General features: G+C 40.6%; 21 protein-coding genes and 2 riboswitches. Of the genes, 7 read left to right on the top strand and 14 right to left on the bottom strand.

Annotated features, from left to right (window positions below; translation table 11 throughout):
- Positions 1-18 precede the first annotated feature (18 nt).
- Positions 19-116, top strand: a riboswitch (TPP riboswitch).
- A 129-nt stretch (positions 117-245) separates the two neighbouring features.
- The gene (locus tag LZZ90_RS05170) at positions 246-2504 is read left to right on the top strand and encodes a TonB-dependent receptor (RefSeq protein ID WP_237789614.1); all 2259 of its coding nucleotides are present in this window, start codon (positions 246-248) and stop codon (positions 2502-2504) included.
- 63 nt (positions 2505-2567) lie between these two features.
- On the opposite strand, the gene LZZ90_RS05165 is transcribed toward LZZ90_RS05170, so the two are convergent.
- Positions 2568-2987 carry a hypothetical protein gene (locus LZZ90_RS05165; protein WP_237789613.1) on the bottom strand — a complete coding sequence of 140 codons (420 nt, stop codon included), beginning with the start codon at positions 2985-2987 and terminating at the stop codon, positions 2568-2570.
- A gap of 162 nt (positions 2988-3149) precedes the next feature.
- Here LZZ90_RS05165 and greA point away from each other — a divergent pair, with 162 nt between their 5' ends.
- Together greA and LZZ90_RS05155 are read left to right on the top strand one after the other, a co-directional pair.
- Complete coding sequence (gene greA / locus LZZ90_RS05160) at positions 3150-3626, top strand: transcription elongation factor GreA (RefSeq protein WP_237789612.1); 477 nt, start codon at positions 3150-3152, stop codon at positions 3624-3626.
- Positions 3627-3657: 31 nt separating this feature from the next.
- Entirely contained in the window at positions 3658-4047 is a 390-nt protein-coding gene (locus tag LZZ90_RS05155; RefSeq protein ID WP_237789611.1) for an HIT family protein, read from the top strand.
- Between the two features lie 34 nt (positions 4048-4081).
- On the opposite strand, the gene LZZ90_RS05150 is transcribed toward LZZ90_RS05155, so the two are convergent.
- Positions 4082-5233, bottom strand: coding sequence for a PAS domain-containing sensor histidine kinase (locus LZZ90_RS05150; RefSeq protein ID WP_237789610.1), 1152 nt, complete (start codon positions 5231-5233; stop codon positions 4082-4084).
- Positions 5234-5342: 109 nt separating this feature from the next.
- Between LZZ90_RS05150 and LZZ90_RS05145 the strand changes: the two genes are divergently transcribed.
- The 3 genes from LZZ90_RS05145 (at position 5343) to aat (ending at position 7625) form a co-directional block, all read left to right on the top strand.
- Positions 5343-6218 (top strand): flavin reductase family protein, encoded by an 876-nt coding sequence (locus tag LZZ90_RS05145; RefSeq protein WP_237789609.1) that lies wholly within the window; start codon positions 5343-5345, stop codon positions 6216-6218.
- A gap of 5 nt (positions 6219-6223) precedes the next feature.
- Positions 6224-6601 carry a DUF3127 domain-containing protein gene (locus tag LZZ90_RS05140; protein ID WP_237789608.1) on the top strand — a complete coding sequence of 126 codons (378 nt, stop codon included), beginning with the start codon at positions 6224-6226 and terminating at the stop codon, positions 6599-6601.
- Positions 6602-6980: 379 nt separating this feature from the next.
- Positions 6981-7625, top strand: a complete 645-nt coding sequence (gene aat / locus LZZ90_RS05135) for a leucyl/phenylalanyl-tRNA--protein transferase (RefSeq protein WP_237789714.1) — start codon at positions 6981-6983, stop codon at positions 7623-7625.
- On the opposite strand, the gene LZZ90_RS05130 is transcribed toward aat, so the two are convergent.
- The 12 genes from LZZ90_RS05130 to LZZ90_RS05075 form a co-directional block, all read right to left on the bottom strand.
- On the bottom strand, positions 7626-7847 hold the full coding sequence (locus tag LZZ90_RS05130; protein ID WP_237789607.1) for a VF530 family DNA-binding protein: 222 nt from the start codon (positions 7845-7847) through the stop codon (positions 7626-7628).
- Positions 7848-7852: 5 nt separating this feature from the next.
- On the bottom strand, positions 7853-8611 hold the full coding sequence (locus LZZ90_RS05125; protein ID WP_237789606.1) for a YoaK family protein: 759 nt from the start codon (positions 8609-8611) through the stop codon (positions 7853-7855).
- A 46-nt stretch (positions 8612-8657) separates the two neighbouring features.
- Complete coding sequence (locus tag LZZ90_RS05120; RefSeq protein ID WP_237789605.1) at positions 8658-9368, bottom strand: HesA/MoeB/ThiF family protein; 711 nt, start codon at positions 9366-9368, stop codon at positions 8658-8660.
- Positions 9369-9421: 53 nt separating this feature from the next.
- On the bottom strand, positions 9422-10543 hold the full coding sequence (thiH, locus tag LZZ90_RS05115) for a 2-iminoacetate synthase ThiH (RefSeq protein WP_237789604.1): 1122 nt from the start codon (positions 10541-10543) through the stop codon (positions 9422-9424).
- Positions 10544-10545: 2 nt separating this feature from the next.
- Positions 10546-11316 carry a thiazole synthase gene (locus tag LZZ90_RS05110; RefSeq protein ID WP_237789603.1) on the bottom strand — a complete coding sequence of 257 codons (771 nt, stop codon included), beginning with the start codon at positions 11314-11316 and terminating at the stop codon, positions 10546-10548.
- Positions 11303-11926, bottom strand: coding sequence for a thiamine phosphate synthase (locus LZZ90_RS05105; RefSeq protein WP_237789602.1), 624 nt, complete (start codon positions 11924-11926; stop codon positions 11303-11305). Before LZZ90_RS05105 ends, LZZ90_RS05110 begins: the two co-directional genes overlap by 14 nt.
- Positions 11919-12674, bottom strand: a complete 756-nt coding sequence (locus LZZ90_RS05100; RefSeq protein ID WP_237789601.1) for a hydroxymethylpyrimidine/phosphomethylpyrimidine kinase — start codon at positions 12672-12674, stop codon at positions 11919-11921. Before LZZ90_RS05100 ends, LZZ90_RS05105 begins: the two co-directional genes overlap by 8 nt.
- Complete coding sequence (locus LZZ90_RS05095) at positions 12647-13222, bottom strand: thiamine phosphate synthase (protein ID WP_237789600.1); 576 nt, start codon at positions 13220-13222, stop codon at positions 12647-12649. Before LZZ90_RS05095 ends, LZZ90_RS05100 begins: the two co-directional genes overlap by 28 nt.
- A 62-nt stretch (positions 13223-13284) precedes the next feature.
- Positions 13285-15102 carry a phosphomethylpyrimidine synthase ThiC gene (thiC, locus tag LZZ90_RS05090; RefSeq protein WP_237789599.1) on the bottom strand — a complete coding sequence of 606 codons (1818 nt, stop codon included), beginning with the start codon at positions 15100-15102 and terminating at the stop codon, positions 13285-13287.
- Between the two features lie 193 nt (positions 15103-15295).
- Complete coding sequence (gene thiS, locus LZZ90_RS05085) at positions 15296-15502, bottom strand: sulfur carrier protein ThiS (protein WP_237789713.1); 207 nt, start codon at positions 15500-15502, stop codon at positions 15296-15298.
- A gap of 66 nt (positions 15503-15568) precedes the next feature.
- A riboswitch (TPP riboswitch) is annotated at positions 15569-15665 on the bottom strand.
- 80 nt (positions 15666-15745) lie between these two features.
- On the bottom strand, positions 15746-16309 hold the full coding sequence (locus LZZ90_RS05080) for a DNA-3-methyladenine glycosylase I (RefSeq protein ID WP_237789598.1): 564 nt from the start codon (positions 16307-16309) through the stop codon (positions 15746-15748).
- Positions 16299-16967 carry a queuosine precursor transporter gene (locus tag LZZ90_RS05075; protein WP_237789597.1) on the bottom strand — a complete coding sequence of 223 codons (669 nt, stop codon included), beginning with the start codon at positions 16965-16967 and terminating at the stop codon, positions 16299-16301. The genes LZZ90_RS05080 and LZZ90_RS05075 overlap by 11 nt, the downstream gene beginning before the upstream one ends.
- 81 nt (positions 16968-17048) lie before the next feature.
- On the opposite strand from LZZ90_RS05075, the gene LZZ90_RS05070 reads away from it, so the two are divergent.
- On the top strand, positions 17049-19172 hold the full coding sequence (locus LZZ90_RS05070; protein WP_237789596.1) for a M3 family metallopeptidase: 2124 nt from the start codon (positions 17049-17051) through the stop codon (positions 19170-19172).
- The last annotated feature ends 52 nt before the right edge of the window (positions 19173-19224 follow it).

Below are 19224 nucleotides of genomic sequence, written 5' to 3'. Positions count from 1 at the left end.
TTATCGTTTTACCTTTGCAGCGTCTCAAAGGGGTGCTCCAAATAACGAGCTGAGATTATACCCGTAGAACCTGGAACAGGTAATGCTGTTTAGGGAGGGCTGAGCGTTAAGAAAATGCACAGTGTACATTTTTAGTGAAAGAGTCAGCTGGCACGCAGGCTTTTTTTCATAAATAACGTTCAGCATAGTATCAAATTTAATTTTAAAAAGAATAATTGCCCCTTTTATTCGTAATGATTTTACGAATGAATACTTTATTCAAAACAATTATTGTTACGGCAGTTTTGCAAACTTCGTTAAGTTACGCACAGGAAAAAACAGTTCAGGACACCGTAAAGACCAAACAATTGGACGAAGTGCTTTTAACCGCGACCCGTTTGAAAGACAAAGCGCCTTTCGCCTTTACCACTATTACAAAAGAAAAACTTGAAGCAACCAATTTAGGTCAGGATTTGCCAATTCTTTTGGATCAATTGCCTTCGGTGGTTACTACTTCTGATGCTGGTGCCGGTGTAGGTTATACCGGAATTCGTGTGCGTGGAAGTGATGCAACCCGAGTAAATGTAACCATTAACGGAATCCCTTATAACGATGCGGAAAGTCAAGGAACTTTTTGGGTAAACATGCCGGATTTTGTTTCTTCGGTGGAAGATATTCAATTGCAGCGTGGGGTAGGAACTTCTACCAATGGTTCCGGAGCTTTCGGAGCCAGCTTGAATCTACAAACCTTAAAGCCTACCGAAAAAGGTTTTGCAGCCATCACAAATTCCGTGGGCTCTTTTGGAACCCGTAAACATAATATTTCCATAGGAACAGGAGTTAAAAATGGTTTTTATGCCTTGGCACGATTGTCTAAAATTGCCAGTGACGGCTACATCGACCGTGCATTTTCAGACTTGAAATCATTTTATACCGAAGCGGGTTTTATCAATGCAAAAACTTCGGTTAAAGCCATTGTTTTTGGGGGCAAAGAGCGAACGTATCAGTCTTGGTACGGAACGCCGGAAGCTGTGGTTAATGGAGATTATGAAGGAATGCAGGCGTTCATCAGTCGAAATTATCTTTCTGCAACAGAAGCCGAAAATCTTCTGAATTCAGGAAGAACCTACAATCATTACACTTATGCAAATGAAACCGATAATTACGAGCAGAATCATTATCAATTGCACTTCTCACATAAGATAAGTGAGGTTTTATCAGCTTCTATTTCAGGAAACTTCACAAAAGGAAAAGGATACTACGAGCAATACAAAGACGATGAAAAACTAGGAGATTATTTCCCGGATAGCCCAGATGCGGCTCAGGAAGGAAATGTTATTCGTCAGAAGTGGCTGAATAATGATTTTTATGCGTTTGTTTATTCTTTGAATTACAAAAAGAACCGTTTCGGGTTCAATTTGGGCGGAGGTTTTACTAAATACGATGGGAAACATTTCGGGGAAATCATCTGGAATTCCTTTCCGGTAGAAGTGCCGCTGGGAAGCCGTTACTACGAAAGTACCGGGGAAAAGCAGGATTACAGCACGTATGCCAAAGCCGATTATGCTTTGACTAATAAGTTGACGGTTTTTGGTGATTTGCAATACCGTACCGTAAATTATAAAGCAAAAGGTTTAAGTGCCGATATGAAAAATCTGGACCTCGATAAGAATTACTATTTCTTTAATCCGAAGTTAGGGATGAATTTTGCACTTAATGCGAAGCATTCCATCTATGGTTCGGTAGCGGTAGCGAATCGTGAACCGAACCGCGACGATTTGACCAAAAACCCAATCGAGCCTAAATCGGAACAATTAATCGATTATGAATTCGGTTATCGTTTTAAAGATCAGAAGTTTTATGCCACGGCAAATTACTTTTACATGCACTACAACAATCAATTGGTGTTGACCGGGGCTATTGATGATGTGGGTGATCCAATCCGTCAGAATGTAGCCAGTAGTTACAGAACCGGGATCGAGCTTCAGGCAGGTTTTCAATTCATCAAACAATTGCGTTGGGATTTGAATGCAACCTTGAGCCAGAACAAAATCAAGCAGTTGGATTATGTGGTTTATGATACGCAATACGATCCGAATACTTGGGAGACAGTAAGCTACGAAGAAGTGAAAACTACCTATAAAGATACGGACATTTCGTTTTCACCAAGTGTGATTGCTTCGAGTACCCTTCAATTTACTCCGATATCAAATTTATCGTTGAGCTTGATTTCGAAATACATCGGTAAACAATTTCTGGATAATACTCAGGCGGAAAGCAAAAGTATGGAGGCTTATTTTGTGAATAATTTTTCGGCTTCGTATAAGTTGAAAATCAAGAGTATGGTGGAGTTATCTTTCAATGTATTGGTCAATAATATTTTTGATAAAATGTATGTTTCCAACGGATATACATACAGCTATTATTACCGAGCCCAAAATTCAAACGATCCGGCCATTACCGAAAATTTTTATTATCCTCAAGCGGGAAGAAACCTCCTGACCGGAGTTACGGTTAAATTTTAAGGTTCAGTTAATTTAATTATAGATTGTGAAAATCCTGACCGCTTTTACAGAGGTCAGGATTTTTTAATTGTAGATGGTGATGATGTTGCCGTTAACGCTAGTTCGGTACTGTTTCATCGAATATTGCATTCCTGCTGCTTGTCCTGTGAACAGGCTGTATTGTTTGTTGTCGCAAGGGCAAACGGCATTGATTCCGCTAATGGTCATGGTTGAACAACTGCTTAAGGCTTGGTTCGGGCAGGCAGCGTCAAAAGCATTGTAACCGCTTCCGGTGTTGAAAACTATAATTCCTCGAATTCCTTGTCCGCTTACATAAGCAGCATTTGCGGCGTTAATTAGATTATTGTAGGCCGGCAGATTCATGTTAATTTGAACGTTCACGGCATAATTAGGTAAGTAGGGATTGTTTTGATTTGGCCCATCGTCTTTATGGCAACTGATTAAAACAAGTACCAGAACCAAGAAAGAAAAGTATTTTTTCATTTTAAATATTTTTGAAAACAATTGATAAACAAATTTAATTTAATTAACTTTGACAAATGCTGTGATACGGCAATTAAATTTGAAATAAAATAAAAACAATATCTTTGTAGAAAGAAATCCCGTTCCGATGGGATTTTTTCTATTTATATTAACGATGAAATTATGAGTAAAGTATCTTATTATACTGCCGAAGGATTAAAAAAACTGAAAGAAGAATTAGATCATTTAAAGAATGTGGAACGTCCGAAAGCTTCTGAAGCAATTGCTGAAGCAAGGGATAAAGGTGATCTGTCTGAAAACGCAGAATACGATGCTGCTAAAGAAGCGCAAGGTTTGTTGGAAATGAAAATTTCTAAAATGGAGGATCTTGTGGCCAATGCCCGTTTAATCGATGAGTCGCAATTGGATGTTTCCAAAGTGTTGGTTTTGTCTACCGTTAAAATCAAAAATCAGACTAACGGCATGGAAATGAAATATACTTTAGTGGCTGAGAGCGAAGCCGATTTAAAAACCGGTAAAATTTCAGTGACTTCCCCTATTGGTAAAGGACTTTTAGGGAAATCAGTTGGAGAAATTGCGGAGATCAGTGTGCCGAACGGAACTTTAAAATTTGAAGTTCTTGAGATTTCACGTGATTAATTTTTGAACGCTAATTTTTAAAATATAGATTATGGCATCCATTTTCACCAAAATCATAAACGGGGAAATTCCTTGTTATAAAGTAGCGGAAGACGATAATTTTATCGCTTTTTTAGACGTGAACCCAAATGCGAAAGGTCATACGCTTTGCGTTCCGAAACAGGAAATCAATAAGATTTTCGATATGGAAGAGGAGCATTATCTTGGTTTGATGAAATTCTCAAGAAAAGTAGCCAAAGCTTTAGAGAAAAGCGTGGAATGTAAACGTATCGGCGTAGCAGTTGTCGGATTGGAAGTGCCTCATGTGCACGTTCATTTAATTCCGCTTCAGGATATGGATGATATGCGTTTTGAGCGAAAAACAAGTCTTACGCCAGAAGAATTTGAAAGTTTGGCTAAAACGATAAATTCAAACTTATAAAAACAAAAAGCGAAATCAATGATTTCGCTTTTTGTTATGTCATCTTTTTGAAGGTGATCTGCATGGTAGTCCCTTTGCCGATTTCGGAATGCGCTACTTTGATTCTTCCGTTGTGGTATTCTTCCACAATTCGTTTGGTTAAGGACAGGCCAAGTCCCCAGCCACGTTTTTTTGTGGTGAAACCTGGTTCGAAAACGCTCTGAAACTGTGCTTTTGGAATGCCGCTTCCGGTGTCACTTACCTTGATTTTGACAAAACGTTCGTTCTCTTCAATCATTACAGCTAATTTTCCTTTTCCTTTCATGGCGTCGATGGCATTTTTTACCAGATTTTCAATAGTCCAGCTGTGCAAAATCGGATTTAATTTAATGGTGATGGGATGCTCTGGCGCCGTGAACGAAAACTCCACTTGTTTGGAAGTTCGGGACTTCAGGTATTCGAAAGATTGTTCGGTTTCCTGGATTAAATCCCGGTTTTCAAGGATAGGTTCCGAACCGATTTTAGAAAAACGATCCGTAATGGTTTGCAGGCGGTTAATGTCTTTTTCGATTTCCTCGACCATACTTTCGTTTACATTCTCTAATTTCAGAATTTCCAGCCAACCGATTAATGAAGACAAAGGGGTTCCGATTTGGTGTGCGGTTTCTTTTGCCATACCGGCCCAAAGCCTGTTTTGTGTGGCCATTTTACTGGCGCGGTAAAAGTTGAAGATCATCCCGCTAAAGAACAACCCAATTAAAACTAAAGCGATTGGATAGTATTTTAATTTAGTAATCAAGGAGGAGTTGCCGTAATAATACAAATGTTTTTTTCCGGCAATGTTCATCACAATAGGTCGGTTTTCCGATTTTAACTTATTGAAAAAGAGTAGTGCTTTTCGTTTGTCTTTAGCAACTTCTTCTTCTACATTGGTCATGCCAAGTATACTGTCGTTTTCTGTGGTTTGAATGATGGGAATGGTAGTGTTGTTGCTTAAAATCTGAAGCGGTAGTTCCACATCGGTGTTTTCGTCGGCATTGTTCAGCGTTTTGGAGGCTTCGGCCCAAAGTTCCATTTTTAAACGTTCTTCGTTTTTGAAGGTTTGGAAAAACGTATAGGTGTTCCAAAGGATCAGGACTAAAAAGTTAAACGAAGCGAGGATGATGATCCAGCGCACTAAATTGCGCCTGTCGGAAGAAAAATTCATACGTTGTGTGGAATGGCACGTTACTATGTAGCTAAGTTAACTAATTTAAAATGATTTTTGCCTAATAAATTTGATTCCAAAAAAGTATCTTTGTCAAAATTTTTACAACATGATCAGTATTAACCCGAAGGAAGTTACTCCGGTAAAATTACAGGCTTATTTGCAAGGAGCTATTGGCCCGAGACCGATTGCCTTTGCCAGTACTTTAGACGAAAATGGGAATCCGAACTTATCACCGTTCAGTTTTTTTAACGTATTCAGTTCCAATCCGCCGATTTTGGTTTTTTCCCCGGCGCGTCGCGTACGTGACAATACCATCAAACATACCTTGATTAATGCTGAAAAATCACGTGAAGTGGTTATTAATGTTGTAAATTACGATATTGTACAACAAGCCTCATTGTCAAGTACCGAGTATGCGGATGGTGTAAATGAGTTTGTGAAATCGGGATTAACGATGTTGCCTTCGGATCTGGTAAAACCGTTTCGCGTTGCGGAAAGCCCGGTGCAGTTCGAATGTAAGGTAAACGAAATCATCGCTTTGGGAACCGAAGGAGGAGCCGGAAATCTGATCATTTGCGAAGTGGTTAAACTGCATGTGAGTGAAGAAATTTTAGACGCTAACGGAACCATCGATCAACATAAAATCGACTTGGTAGCGCGTATGGGAGGTAACTGGTATTCACGTGCAAACATGGGATTGTTTGAAGTGGAAAAACCGTTGACCACTTTAGGAATCGGGGTAGACGCCATTCCGGATTTCGTAAAAGAAAGCCCGATTTTCGACGGAAACGATTTAGGCAAACTAGGAAATGTGGAGGCCTTACCAACCGACGAAGAAATTGCTATATTTGTAAAAGAAGATTTCGCCATTAAAGCTGTTTTAAGCGCCGACGACATCGAGAAACAATTCATAAAAGCCAAAGAACATTTAGACAACAATGAGGTGGCCACCGCTTGGAAGGTCCTTCTAGCAAAACAGTAAACAGTATGGAAGTTACAGGAAAAATTAAAGTGATCAACGCAGCACAACAAGTAAGTGCTTCGTTCAAAAAGAGAGAAATGGTAGTCACTACCGAGGAGCAGTATCCGCAGCACATCATGATCGAGTTTACGCAAGACAAATGTGATTTGCTGGACAACTACCGCGCAGGAGAAGCTGTAAAAGTTTCCATCAATTTACGAGGAAGAGAGTGGGTAAACCCTCAAGGGGAAACCAAATATTTCAACTCGATCCAAGGTTGGAGAATCGAGAAAATGCAGGCAGAAGCTCCGGCTGCACCACAAATGCCGCCAATGCCAGCAAGCCAAGCGTTCGAGCCGGCAACAAACTTCAACGAAGAAGAGCACGACGATTTACCGTTCTAATTCTAGAGCAAAAAATAAAAATGAAGTCAGAAGTTTAAGGACCCTTGAATTTCTGGCTTTTTTGTTGGAGCGAAGGGGTTGGGTGTTTTTGGAGGCTTTGTTCCCGCTATTCGTTCTATCTTTTCCAGTGACTTCGAGAGCCTCAGCCACCGGAAAAGGATGTCACTACTATCGGGGCTATTGGAGAAACTTTTCGCATCTTTGGAAATTTTATTAAAAGATTGAAAGATTGAAAGATTGAAAGATTGAAAGATTGAAAGATTGAAAGATTGAAAGATTGAAGTTTTTACTTATATGACTGATATGGTTTTAAAAAACATCCAAACCATTTCTACTTTTCTTTACTTTGTGAAAATTAGTGTAATTCGTGGCTAAGAACATTTATTTACTAACCGAGGAACTTTGGTTTCCACCCGTTTCCGAAACCCATGATTCGGGGATTATTGCCGTGGGTGGCGATTTGTCCACTGAGCGTTTGCTTTTGGCCTATAATTCAGGAATTTTTCCTTGGTTTGAAGACGGCGAACCCATCACTTGGTGGTCGCCCGACTGGCGCATGGTACTTTTACCAAGCGATTTCAAAGTTTCCAAAAGTATGCGGAACATTCTCAACCGTAACCTCTTTAAAGTGACCTTCAATCAGAATTTTAAAGAAGTCATAGGCAACTGTCAATCCGTAAAACGTGAAGGTCAAAACGGAACTTGGATTACCGACGATATGATTGAAGCCTATTGCAAACTGCATGAATTAGGTCACGCCAAATCCGTAGAAGTCTGGCAAAACGACGAACTGGTTGGAGGTTTATACGGTGTTGATTTAGGTCATGTTTTCTGCGGGGAAAGCATGTTTTCCAAAGTGTCCAACGCGAGTAAAGTTGCTTTTACTTATTTAGTAGAATATTTAAAAACGAATAAGTATTTGTTACTGGATTGCCAAGTGTACAACGAACATTTGGAAAGCTTAGGCTGTGTGGAAATCCAGCGCGAGGATTTTATGATGATCGTAAATCATCGGGAGCGATAACTATCTCTCGTTTAATTTTGGAAGCGTTTTAATGTACAGTTCTTCTACTTTTTTCCTTGCCCAATCCGTTTTTCTTAAAAAAGTCAAGCTTGATTTTACCGACGGATTTACCTTAAAACAATTTATCGGAATCAGCTCTTCCAAAGTGTCAAAACCGTAATAGTCCACCAGCGTTTCCACTATGGTTTTTAACGTAATGCCGTGTAAAGGATCGTTGCTCATGTGTTTTAATTCGTTTTGGAGGTTGGGCTATTTCTTTTTATTCTGAATTTTCTTCGGGTGAAATTATAATAAAAAATAAGATTGTCCATAAGTAAAGCAATGGAAATGAGTAAGGCAGCCGCAAGCAGTGCCTTAATTCCAATCTGGTAAAACAACAAAGTGCCCGAAATACAGCCCGTGAAAAAGAAAACTATAATGGAAAGTTTTAGAAAAATGTTTTTTTTCAATTTATTGGTCTCCGGATGTTGTCTGTAGAAAAGGAACTGCGAAGTTTCAATACCTAAATCCGTAAAAAGCCCGGTCAGATGTGTGGTACGAACCGTAGATTGAGATATTTTGGTGACCAAAGCATTTTGCAATCCCATGGAAAACAAAAGAATGTAAGCAATTTGGTTTGTGTTTTCCGCAACAGAAAAACTCCATTCGTTCCAGAAACTAATCACTACAAGCAAGAATAGTTCTAAGAACATCGGGGCAGTACGCATGTATTTCTTCTTTTTGATGGCAGCGATTTCAATAAAGGAATTCGAAACAAAAGCTCCTAAAAAGAAGAAGAGAATGTAAAGAAGAAAGGGAATGGCTTTGGCAAATTGTCCGGTAATCAATTCTTCGGAAAAATAGGCAAAATGACCGGTAACGTTAGTAGTTAACGTACTGATGGCCAAAACCCCCACGCTGTTCACGATGCCGGCCACCAAGGAAAGGTTGGAAGCCAAACGAAGGTTGTGTCGGAAAGTTCGTGTTTTACCTTGATGTCTAAACATTGATACAGGAAGATTTTCAGGACTTCTTTTCCAAGTATAAATGTAGTTAAAATTTCAATTTGGTGAACTGCCATTCTAAAGTAGAGAACAAAATAAATTCATTTTTTAGCGTTGGTAAACCTATGATAAGCTTCAAAGTTTCCTGCGCCATCATGGTGCCGATAATACCGGGTAAAGTTCCCAGAACCCCATTCAAACTGCAATTCGGTACCTCTTCAGGATTGGGTGGCTGTGGAAACAAATCGCGAAGGTTTTTGGATCCGTTATGATTAAAAACACCCATTTGTCCGTTAAACCCTAGAATGCTTCCGGATACTAGAGGTTTTTCTAATATTACACATGTATCATTGACCAGATAACGTGTGGTGAAATTGTCGCAACCGTCCACAATCACATCAAATTCCGGAAAAATCCTTGAGGCATTTTCAGGAGTCAGTTTTTCTTCGAAAGCAATATATTCGGTATTAGTGTTGAGGTTTTCCAAGACTGATTTTGCACATTGTACCTTCGATAAACCGATTTGTCCTTCATTGTAAAGAATTTGTCGGTGCAGGTTGTGCAGTTCAACTTTGTCAAAATCGATCATCCCAATTGTTCCTACTCCTGAGGTTGCTAAATATTGTAGAATAGGACAACCTAAACCACCTGCGCCAATCACGAGTACTTTTGCCTGTTTGAGTTTGAGTTGTCCGGCTTCGCCTACTTCCGGTAAGAGCATTGGTTTGCTGTAGCGTAGGTAATCTTGTATTGTAATCATGATTTAGTTTTAGTTGGAAGGAAAAAAGGGATAAGTGAAAAGTTATGAGTTGTTTAGGTTTTGATAGTATAAGCCCTGTCCCAATCTTTCCAAACCGGTTCATAGCCTTTTTCGGAAATGATTTTTGAAATTTCTGAAGCCGAACGTTCATCACTGGTTTCAAACTGTTCGAGCGATTCTACATCCACCACATAACCGCCCGGATTGGTTTTTGAACCGGCACTCATGCTCGTCACGCCAATTGGAATGATGTTGTCACGGAATTTTTCGTTCTCACGGGTAGAGATGGAAATTTCCAAATCTTCGTTCCAAAGTCGGTAGGCGCAAATCAGTTGCAGTAAATCTTTGTCTTCCATGATGAAATTGGGTTCGATAATGCCTTCCGCCGGACGTAATCTCGGAAAGGAAACGGAATATTTGCTTTGCCAATAGTTTTTTTGAAGGTAATCGATGTGCAGCGCGTTGAAAAAACTGTCAGTGCGCCAATCTTCCAACCCTAACAAAACGCCTAATCCAATTTTATGAATGCCGGCTTTTCCCACACGATCTGGGGTTTCCAAGCGGAAATTGAAATTGGATTTTTTGCCTTTCGGATGGTATTTTTTGTACACTTCCCGATGATAGGTTTCCTGATACACCAAAACGGAATACACGCCCGCTTGATGCAATTGTTCGTATTCTTCTTGGGAAAGCGGCTGCACTTCTACCGAAATATTGGCAAAATCTTTCTTGATCTGGGTTACGGCTTTCAGGAAATAATTGATGTTTACCGTGTAATTTGCCTCACCAGTTACCAATAAAACGTGGTCAAAACCTGCCTTTTTGAGTTCGGCAATTTCCAGTTCGATTTCACTTTCCGTCAAGGTTTTCCGTTTGATTTTGTTGTCGAGACTGAAACCGCAATAGGTGCAAATGTTCTGGCATTCGTTACTTAAGTACATCGGGGCATACATTTGGATGGTTTTACCGAACCGTTTTTTGGTCAGCTGATGGCTGAGTTGCGCCATTTGCTCCAGATACGGTTGTGCGGCCGGCGAAATCAGGGCGATAAAGTCATCGAGTGTTCTCTTATTCTTGAATAAAGCGATTTCAACTTCTTTACTTGAGGTCTGGTAAATTTTGGTTTGCACCGAATCCCAATCGTAAGCTTCAAAAACGGATGTAAAAGTGTTCATTGTTACTCGTATAAAAAGGCGGTCAATGGGCTGGAAGCTACTGCTTTGTTTGCGGTTTGGGCCAATTGGGCTTCGTAGGCTTTTCGTCCGGCATTTACAGCTTCTTTGAAGGCTTCAGCCATTAATTTTGGATTTCCGGCTACGGCGATTGCGGTGTTTACTAAAACGGCATCGGCACCCATTTCCATGGCTTTGGCGGCGTGGGAAGGCGCTCCGATTCCCGCATCCACAATCACCGGAACTTTACTTTGTTCGATAATGATTTCTAAAAAGTCGTCAGTTTTCAAACCTTTATTACTTCCGATAGGAGAGCCCAACGGCATAACCGCAGCCGTTCCCACATCTTCCAGGCGCTTGCACAAAACCGGATCGGCGTGAATGTAAGGTAGAATAATAAAGCCGAGTTTAGCCAGTTCTTCTGTGGCTTTTAAAGTTTCAATCGGATCGGGAAGCAAATACTTCGGATCGGGATGAATTTCGAGTTTCAGCCAATTGGTTTGCAGAGCTTCCCTTGCTAATTGAGCTGCAAAGATCGCTTCTTTGGCATTTCGGGCTCCGGAAGTATTCGGCAGTAAATTAATATGGGAATGATTAAGGTGTGATAAAATGGCATCGGTTTCGGTTTCCAAATCGACGCGTTTTAACGCTACGGTGACCAATTCGCTTTCAGAAGCAAGAATGGCTTCTTCCATTTGAAGGTTCGAACCAAATTTTCCCGTTCCTAAAAACAAACGGGAAGTAAAGGTTTTATCAGCTATTTTAAAAGTTGACATATAATTTTTCGTTGAGTTGTGTAATAAGTTGAGGTGCTTGAGTAATGATTCCTGAAACAGCTATGCCGTAAATACCAATGTTGAGCAGGGCTTCAATATCATCTGGTCGAATTCCTCCAATCGCATAAATTGGAGTTTCCAAATCTTGATCCGATAATTGATCGATGAGTGTTCGATAGCCGTCAAAACCTAAAATTGGACTAAGTTCCTCTTTGGTTGTAGTAAAACGAAAAGGTCCCAAGCCAATATAATCGCATCGTTCTTTTATTCGTTGTAAAACGTCTTCTAAAGTGTTGGCTGTGCCGCCAATTATTTTCCGGTTGCCCAAGATTTTTCTCGCTTCCTGGATTTTCATATCAGTTAAACCAAGATGAACTCCGTCTGCATTGATCTCTTTTGTCAAATATACTTTGTCATTGATGATGAACGTTGCCTGATATTTTTCACATAAAATTTTAACCGCCTCAGCAAGTACTAAATCGCTGTGAAGATTACCATTTTTGAAACGAAGCTGAATCCAGTCGCAGCCGTGATCGAGCGCTTGGTGGATGTTGTAGAGTTGTTGTTCTACCGTGTCGCCTTGTGAGATGTATTGTAATTTGCTAAACATAATGGTATCCTAAAAGTGTGTTGTTCGAGTTTAAGTAGTTTTCAATGTAAAGCTTTGCCTTTTTACAAGAAGTGGACAGGTTGTTGTTTAGTGCCAGATTTGCCGCAATGGCAGAGGAAAGCACACAGCCTGAACCATGTTTTTCACTTATCCCTGTTGCTAATGGGTTAATTTTGATGATTTTATCATTTGTAAACAGGTAATCGGTGCCTTTTTCTTGCGGATGATGACCGCCTTTGAGCAAAACCGCGCAGTACTGTGAAAGCTCTTTTGCTATTTCTTCCCCAGAAGTCTTTCCTGGATTTAGTTTTTTTATTTCCTGATAATTAGGTGTGATTAAATCGATTTGATTCAAAATTTCGAACAATTCAGTTTGGGTGCCAAGCCTTATGAATTCAAATTCTGTGGTAGATTTCAGCACCGTGTCCCAAACGATTTTGGTTCTTGTGGAGGATTGCTTGATTTCCAAAATAATTTTTTTCAGAAAAGCCAACGAGGGAACTATTCCTATTTTAACCGCTTCGATTTCGTAATGTTCAAAAAGCGTTCTGACAGAATCCAATACAAAGTCTAAATCCATCCATTGTATCGATTGGAAGCTGTTTTCGGTCTGAATGGTATTTCCGGTTATGATGGATAAGCCGTACACCCGATGCTGTTCAAAAGTTTTAATATCAGCTAAAACTCCGGCACCACCAGAAGGGTCAAATCCTGCAATGCTTAAAACGAATGGACGATTTGCTGACATTTTTTAAAAGTTTCTAAAGGGTTAGCACTTAGCCAAATGGTTCCTAAAAGCGCAACATCGTCAAAACCGTTTTTCAAGGTTTGTTGAATGTTGTCCGTGTCTATGCCTCCAAGAGCAACGAGCTTAGTTTTGAAATTGGTGCGTTGTTTTACAGTTTCCGTAAGGTTGATTTTAGAGCGATAACCGATTTTTGAAATGCTCGGATACACCGGACTTAGAAAGGCATAATCATAGTCGCTTCCCAAAAGATTAAAAGCTTCAATGCTATGGGAGGAAGTTGACTTACGATCTATAGGTCTATTGGGTAACGACTGATTTGGATTGGAAAGATGAATGCGGTCGAAGTAGAATTCTTCCGCCAAATGATGAAATTGATGCAACACGATTTTGTGGTGAAATTTCGGTTGAATTCCATTGATGTATGTTCTCATTTCAGTTTCTGTAAAATCCGGTTTTCTTACATGAAGCAAGTCCAGCCCTTCTTCAAAAAGGGCGTGGATGTAGTTGCTTTCATTCTCTATGCAGTTGTGTGGTGTAATTACAATCATGGTTCTTAAATTAATTGGACAACAAACTAGAGTTGGGGCGTTCTTTACGTTGATGAATAGCTTTACAGGTAGATTTCTTTTCCGCTTTCTACAAATTCATTGGATTTTTCCAGCATGCTTTTTTCCGCGGTTTCTCGGATTTCCTGCGTGATTTTCATCGAACAGAATTTTGGTCCGCACATCGAGCAGAAATGCGCCACTTTCGCTCCGTCAGCCGGTAAAGTTTCATCATGGAATTCTCTTGCCGTATCCGGATCAAGCGACAAATTAAATTGATCCTCCCAACGGAATTCAAAGCGGGCTTTACTCAAGGCATTGTCTCGGTATTGTGCGCCCGGATGTCCTTTGGCTAAATCGGCAGCGTGAGCGGCTAATTTATAAGTGATTACGCCGTCTTTTACGTCTTTTTTGTTGGGTAAGCCTAAGTGTTCTTTTGGGGTTACGTAACATAACATCGCGGTTCCGTACCAGCCAATCATCGCGGCTCCAATGGCAGAGGTAATATGGTCATACCCCGGAGCAATGTCTGTGGTTAACGGGCCAAGCGTATAAAAAGGTGCTTCATGGCATTCTTTTAATTGTTTGTCCATGTTTTCTTTGATCAGGTGCATCGGCACGTGACCCGGTCCTTCAACGATTACCTGAACGTTATGTTTCCAAGCAATTTTCGTCAGTTCGCCTAGTGTTTCAAGTTCGGCGAATTGTGCAGCATCGTTGGCATCGGCGATAGCACCTGGACGCAGACCGTCTCCTAAAGAGAAAGCCACATCGTATTGTTTCATGATTTCGCAGATTTCCTCAAAATGCGTGTATAAGAAATTTTCTTTGTGATGGAACAGACACCATTTGGCCATAATCGAACCACCTCGGGAAACGATACCAGTTACTCGGTTGGCTGTTAGATGGATGTAGCGCAATAAAACTCCGGCGTGAATGGTGAAATACGAAACCCCTTGTTCTGCTTGCTCAATTAAAGTATCGCGGAAAATTTCCCAGGTTAAATCTTCGGCTACGCCTTTTACTTTTTCCAGGGCCTGATAGATTGGAACGGTTCCGATGGGTACTGGTGAATTTCTAATGATCCATTCGCGGGTTTCGTGAATGTTTTTTCCGGTGGACAAATCCATGATGGTGTCTGCTCCCCAACGACAAGCCCAAACCGCTTTTTCCACTTCTTCTTCGATGGAAGAAGTCACGGCGCTGTTTCCGATATTGGCATTGATTTTTACCAAAAAGTTACGCCCGATAATCATCGGTTCGCTTTCCGGGTGGTTGATGTTGTTGGGGATGATAGCACGACCGGCTGCAACTTCCGAACGGACAAATTCCGGAGTGATTTTACCTTTTGGGGTATTGGCTCCGAAGCTGTTGCCGCAATGCTGGTGGTTCATGCCTTTAGTGGCTGTTTCCAACTGTTCAATTTTCTGATTTTCACGGATCGCCACATATTCCATTTCCGGGGTGATGATGCCTTGTTTGGCGTAGTACAATTGCGAAACATTTTGACCTTCTTTGGCACGTTTTGGTTTGTGCTGGTATTCGAAACGCAAATGGTTTAGTTTTTCATCGTTCAGGCGTTCTTTTCCGTAGTTGGAAGTGATTTCGTTTAGAATTTCCACATCGTTGCGGTCTAAGATCCATTGTTCACGCAAGCGGGGTAAGCCTTTGCGAACGTCGATGTCGATGTTGATATCTGTGTAAGCACCGGAAGTATCGTAAATGGTTACCGGAGGATTGTGTTCGGTGCCGCCACTGGCTAATTTCGTATCGTGCAAAGCGATTTCGCGCATCGCCACTTTGATCGGGTGGATTTCACCCTCTATGTAGACTTTTTTGGAATTTGGGAACGGTTTTCTTGATATTTTTTCTTCGTGATTCATGAGAAGTTTGAGTTTTTAAATTTTTCGTGTGCTGAATTACTTTCTGCCAGGGATGGAAGCGGATAGCCCGTAAAGACAAAAACTGTTAAAAACAAGTGCTGAAAATGGCGACCAAAGGAAGCTGTTTGCAGGACTATGTTTTTTTAGCTTTTGACTGCGGACTTGCAGCGTACAGCCCGTCCGTGCAGCCTGATTATCCGCCTTGTGTGGCTGTGATGATTAAAATTTCGTCGGTTTCGGATAGGGCAGTTGTTGTCCATTCGGTTTTTGGAACGACCGAATTGTTGATGGCGAAAGCGATTCCGTTTTGTTTGTTCGGGAATTCAAGATCGAGCAAGGCCTGAACGGAAAGCGTTTCGGCTTCGAACTGTTTGTGCTGGTTGTTGATTTTTAGTTCCATTCCTGTTGGTTTAGTATAGCAAAATACTTTAGGAATGGCTGCAATACGTGCGTGAAAGCACTCAAATGAAGTCATCTTACTTTTCCCTACGCTAGTATGAACTAGATCAGGTTCAGAGGGTAAAATCTCAGCCTGCATGAAACAGACACCCCTAAAGCGAGACAAATGTAGTAGTTTATTTTAAATTCTGAATGATAAATTTTGAATTATCGTTGAAGGGCTGTAATTGAATACAGCGCCTGCTTATTTGTATCTCGTCCAGCAATCTTCCACATGATCGTTTACCATGCCTGTCGCCTGCATGTGTGCATATACCACGGTGGAACCCACAAATTTGAACCCGCGTTTTTTTAAATCTTTACTCAGTTGGTCTGAGATTTCGGTTGTGGCGGGAACGTCTTTCAGGGTTTTGCAATTGTTGTCGATTGGCTTACCATTTACAAAGCCCCAAATGTATTTTGAAAACGTTCCGAATTCTTTCTGGACTTCCATAAAGGCAATTGCATTGGTGACCGCAGCTTTAATTTTCATTCCGTTTCTAATGATCGCTGCGTCTTGTTTCAAGTCTTCTATTTTATCTTCGGAATACTTAGCAACCTTTTTGTAATCGAAATTGTCGAAGGCTTTGCGAAAGTTTTCGCGTTTGGCCAAAACCGTGTACCAGCTCAGTCCTGCCTGAAAGGTTTCCAAAGTCAGGAATTCAAAAATTTTCTGGTCGTCGTAAACGGGAACGCCCCATTCGGTATCGTGGTAGTTGCGGTACAAATCGTCTTTTTCGCACCAGGCGCATCTGTTTTTATCGTTCATCGGTTTTGGTATCGGTTTCGTGTAAATATTTTTCGATTAAGTAATGCCCCAGATAAATTAAAGGAGTTAAGGCAACTGCTAAAATTAATTTGAACGTATAACCGGTTATTGACATGTTCAGGTATTGGGTGGTGGTAATTTTTCCGGTAAGCCAAAAGGCTATTCCTGAAACGATAAAGCTGTCTATTAATTGGGAGATGATGGTCGATCCGGTGCTTCGTAGCCAGATCATTTTTTTGCCGGTTTTGTGTCGTAAAAACCAAAATACACTTACATCGATTAATTGTGATACGAGAAATGCTATGATGCTGGCTACCATAATGAACAAACCTTGTCCGAAAACCGCGTAGAATTGCTCGTCGTTTACGGTTTCACCCGTTACAAAGGCTGGTATTTTTGTTCCGATGAATAAAATCAGGATGCAATAGGCGATAAGCCCAGCGGTTATAAACGAAAGTTTTTTCACTCCGTCACGGCCAAAATGTTCGTTGATGATGTCCGTAGTGATAAATACAATCGGCCAAGGTAAAATTCCAATGCTCATTATGAAGGGGCCAATCTGGATGAGTTTTCCACCAGTCAATTCGGCAACGATGGCATTAGTGATGAAAATGCCGGCAAGTATGACATAGACAATGTCTTTTTTTGTTTTGAACATAGAGTCGTTTTCTGATTTCTCAAATTTATGCAATTATGCGCTTCTATTTTTGATTACTTTTGATAAAACCCAAAACGGAATATGAAAAAAATAATTTTGACTTTACTTATGAGTACTCCGATATTAACATCCCAAGCTCAGACCAACCCAAATTCTCTTTTGAACAAATGGACAGGGTTGTATGGCGGTGTACCCGCTTTTGCCGATTATAAATTGAACGATTTCAAGCCGGCTATCACTGCTGCAATTCAGGAAAAACTTGTTGAACTGGATAAGATTGCCAACAATCCTAAACCGGCAACTTTTGAAAATACAATTGCAGCTATTGAAAAAGCAGGGAAGATGCAAAGTCAGGTAAAAGCGGTTTTTGATTTATACAGCTCTAATTTGAACAGTGCCGAATTTTCGGCAATCGAAACTGAAATGTCGCCTAAATTCTCGGAAGCCAGAGATAAGTTTTATCAAAATGCCAAGCTTTTTAATCGAATTGCGTCGGTTTATAATTCTCCAAGCAAAAATAAACTAACACCGGAACAGCAACGTCTGGTTTGGTTTCATTACTCGAATTTTGTGCGCGAAGGAGCCAAAGCAGATGCGAACAGCAAAACTAGAATTGCACAGATCAATCAGGAATTGGCGTCGCTTTTTACCAAGTTCAGTCAAAATCTGTTGGCCGATGAAAACGATTACTATCTGGAACTGAAAACAGAAGCAGACTTTGCCGGTTTACCAGCAGAACTAAAAAATGCGGCAATCGCGGAAGCAAAAGAAAGAAACCTTAAGGTGATGGGTTGTATTGCCAATACAAGGTCTTCGATGGAACCGTTTTTGACGTTTTCCGACAGAAGAGATTTAAGAGAAAAAGCTTTTAAGATTTTCACCAGCCGCGGAGACAATGCTAATGCTAATAATACGAATACCGTTTTAGTGCAGATTTTAAAACTGCGCGCCGAAAAAGCAAAATTGCTTGGTTTTGAGACTTTTGCCGATTGGAGTTTGTCCAATACTATGGCACAGAAACCTGAGAAAACACTAGCATTAATGGAATCGGTTTGGCAGCCAGCTGTTGAGAAAGTACTTCAGGATGTAGTCGATATGCAAAAAATGGTTGATGCCGAAGGTGGGGGGTTTAAAATTGCGCCGTGGGATTATCGTTATTATGCCGAAAAAGTGCGTAAAGCGAAGTACGATGTTGATGCAAATCAAATCAAACCTTATTTGCAGTTGGAAAAGCTTAGAGAAGGTATGTTTTGGGTGGCAGGAGCGGTTTTCGATTTGAGCTTTAAACAAATTTCCAATGTTCCTGTTTTTTATTCGGATGTACGAGTTTGGGAAGTGTCTAAAAAATCGACTGGAAAAGTTGTTGGTCTATGGTATTTTGATCCTTATGCGCGCAAGGGAAAACGTTCCGGGGCCTGGATGACTTCTTACCGAGAGCAAAGTAATATTGACGGTAAAGAAGTGCCTACGATTGTTTCCAATAATTGCAATTTCATCAAAGGAAATGACAACGAACCGATTTTGATTTCCTGGGACGATGCCAATACGTTGTTTCATGAATTTGGACATGCTTTACATGGTTTGTGCTCCAATGTGACGTATCCGTCTTTGTCGGGAACCAATACGCCGAGGGATTATGTGGAATTCCCTTCTCAGATTTTAGAGCGTTGGCTTTCCACTCCGGAAGTGTTGAATAAGTTTGCCTTGCATTATAAAACAGGTGAACCGATGCCAATGTCTTTAGTAGAGCGAATTGAAAAAGCCGCCACTTTTAACGAAGGTTTTTCTACTGTGGAAACGCTTTCCAGTGCATTGGTGGATATGAAATTACACTTGTTCGAGAACCCGAATATTGATCCGAAGCAATTTGAGAAAGAAACGTTGAAGAAATTGAATATGCCGGCAGAAATTGTTATGCGTCACAGAATCCCACAATTCGGGCATATATTTTCCGGAGATGATTATGCTGCTGGATATTATGGTTATTTATGGGCCGATGTAATCAGTGCCGATGCTACGGAAGCGTTTACCGTTGATGGAAAAGGATTGTATGACAAAGAAGTGGCGAAACGTTTGTTGGAAAATGTGTTCAGCGTTGGGAATACTATCGATCCGGAGATTGCTTACAAAAAATTCAGAGGTAAAGCTGCAACTTCCGATGCGCTGATGCGGGCCAGAAACTTTCCGATAATCAAGAAGAAATAATTTGTAAAGCGAACTTTCGGGTTCGCTTTTTTTTTGATGTATAAAATAGGTT

It is taken from the genome of Flavobacterium sp. SM15 (assembly GCF_022012335.1).
Taxonomy (GTDB): Bacteria; Bacteroidota; Bacteroidia; order Flavobacteriales; family Flavobacteriaceae; genus Flavobacterium.
Note: the sequence above shows the minus strand (reverse complement) of the source record. Positions and strands in the feature narration are given on the sequence as shown.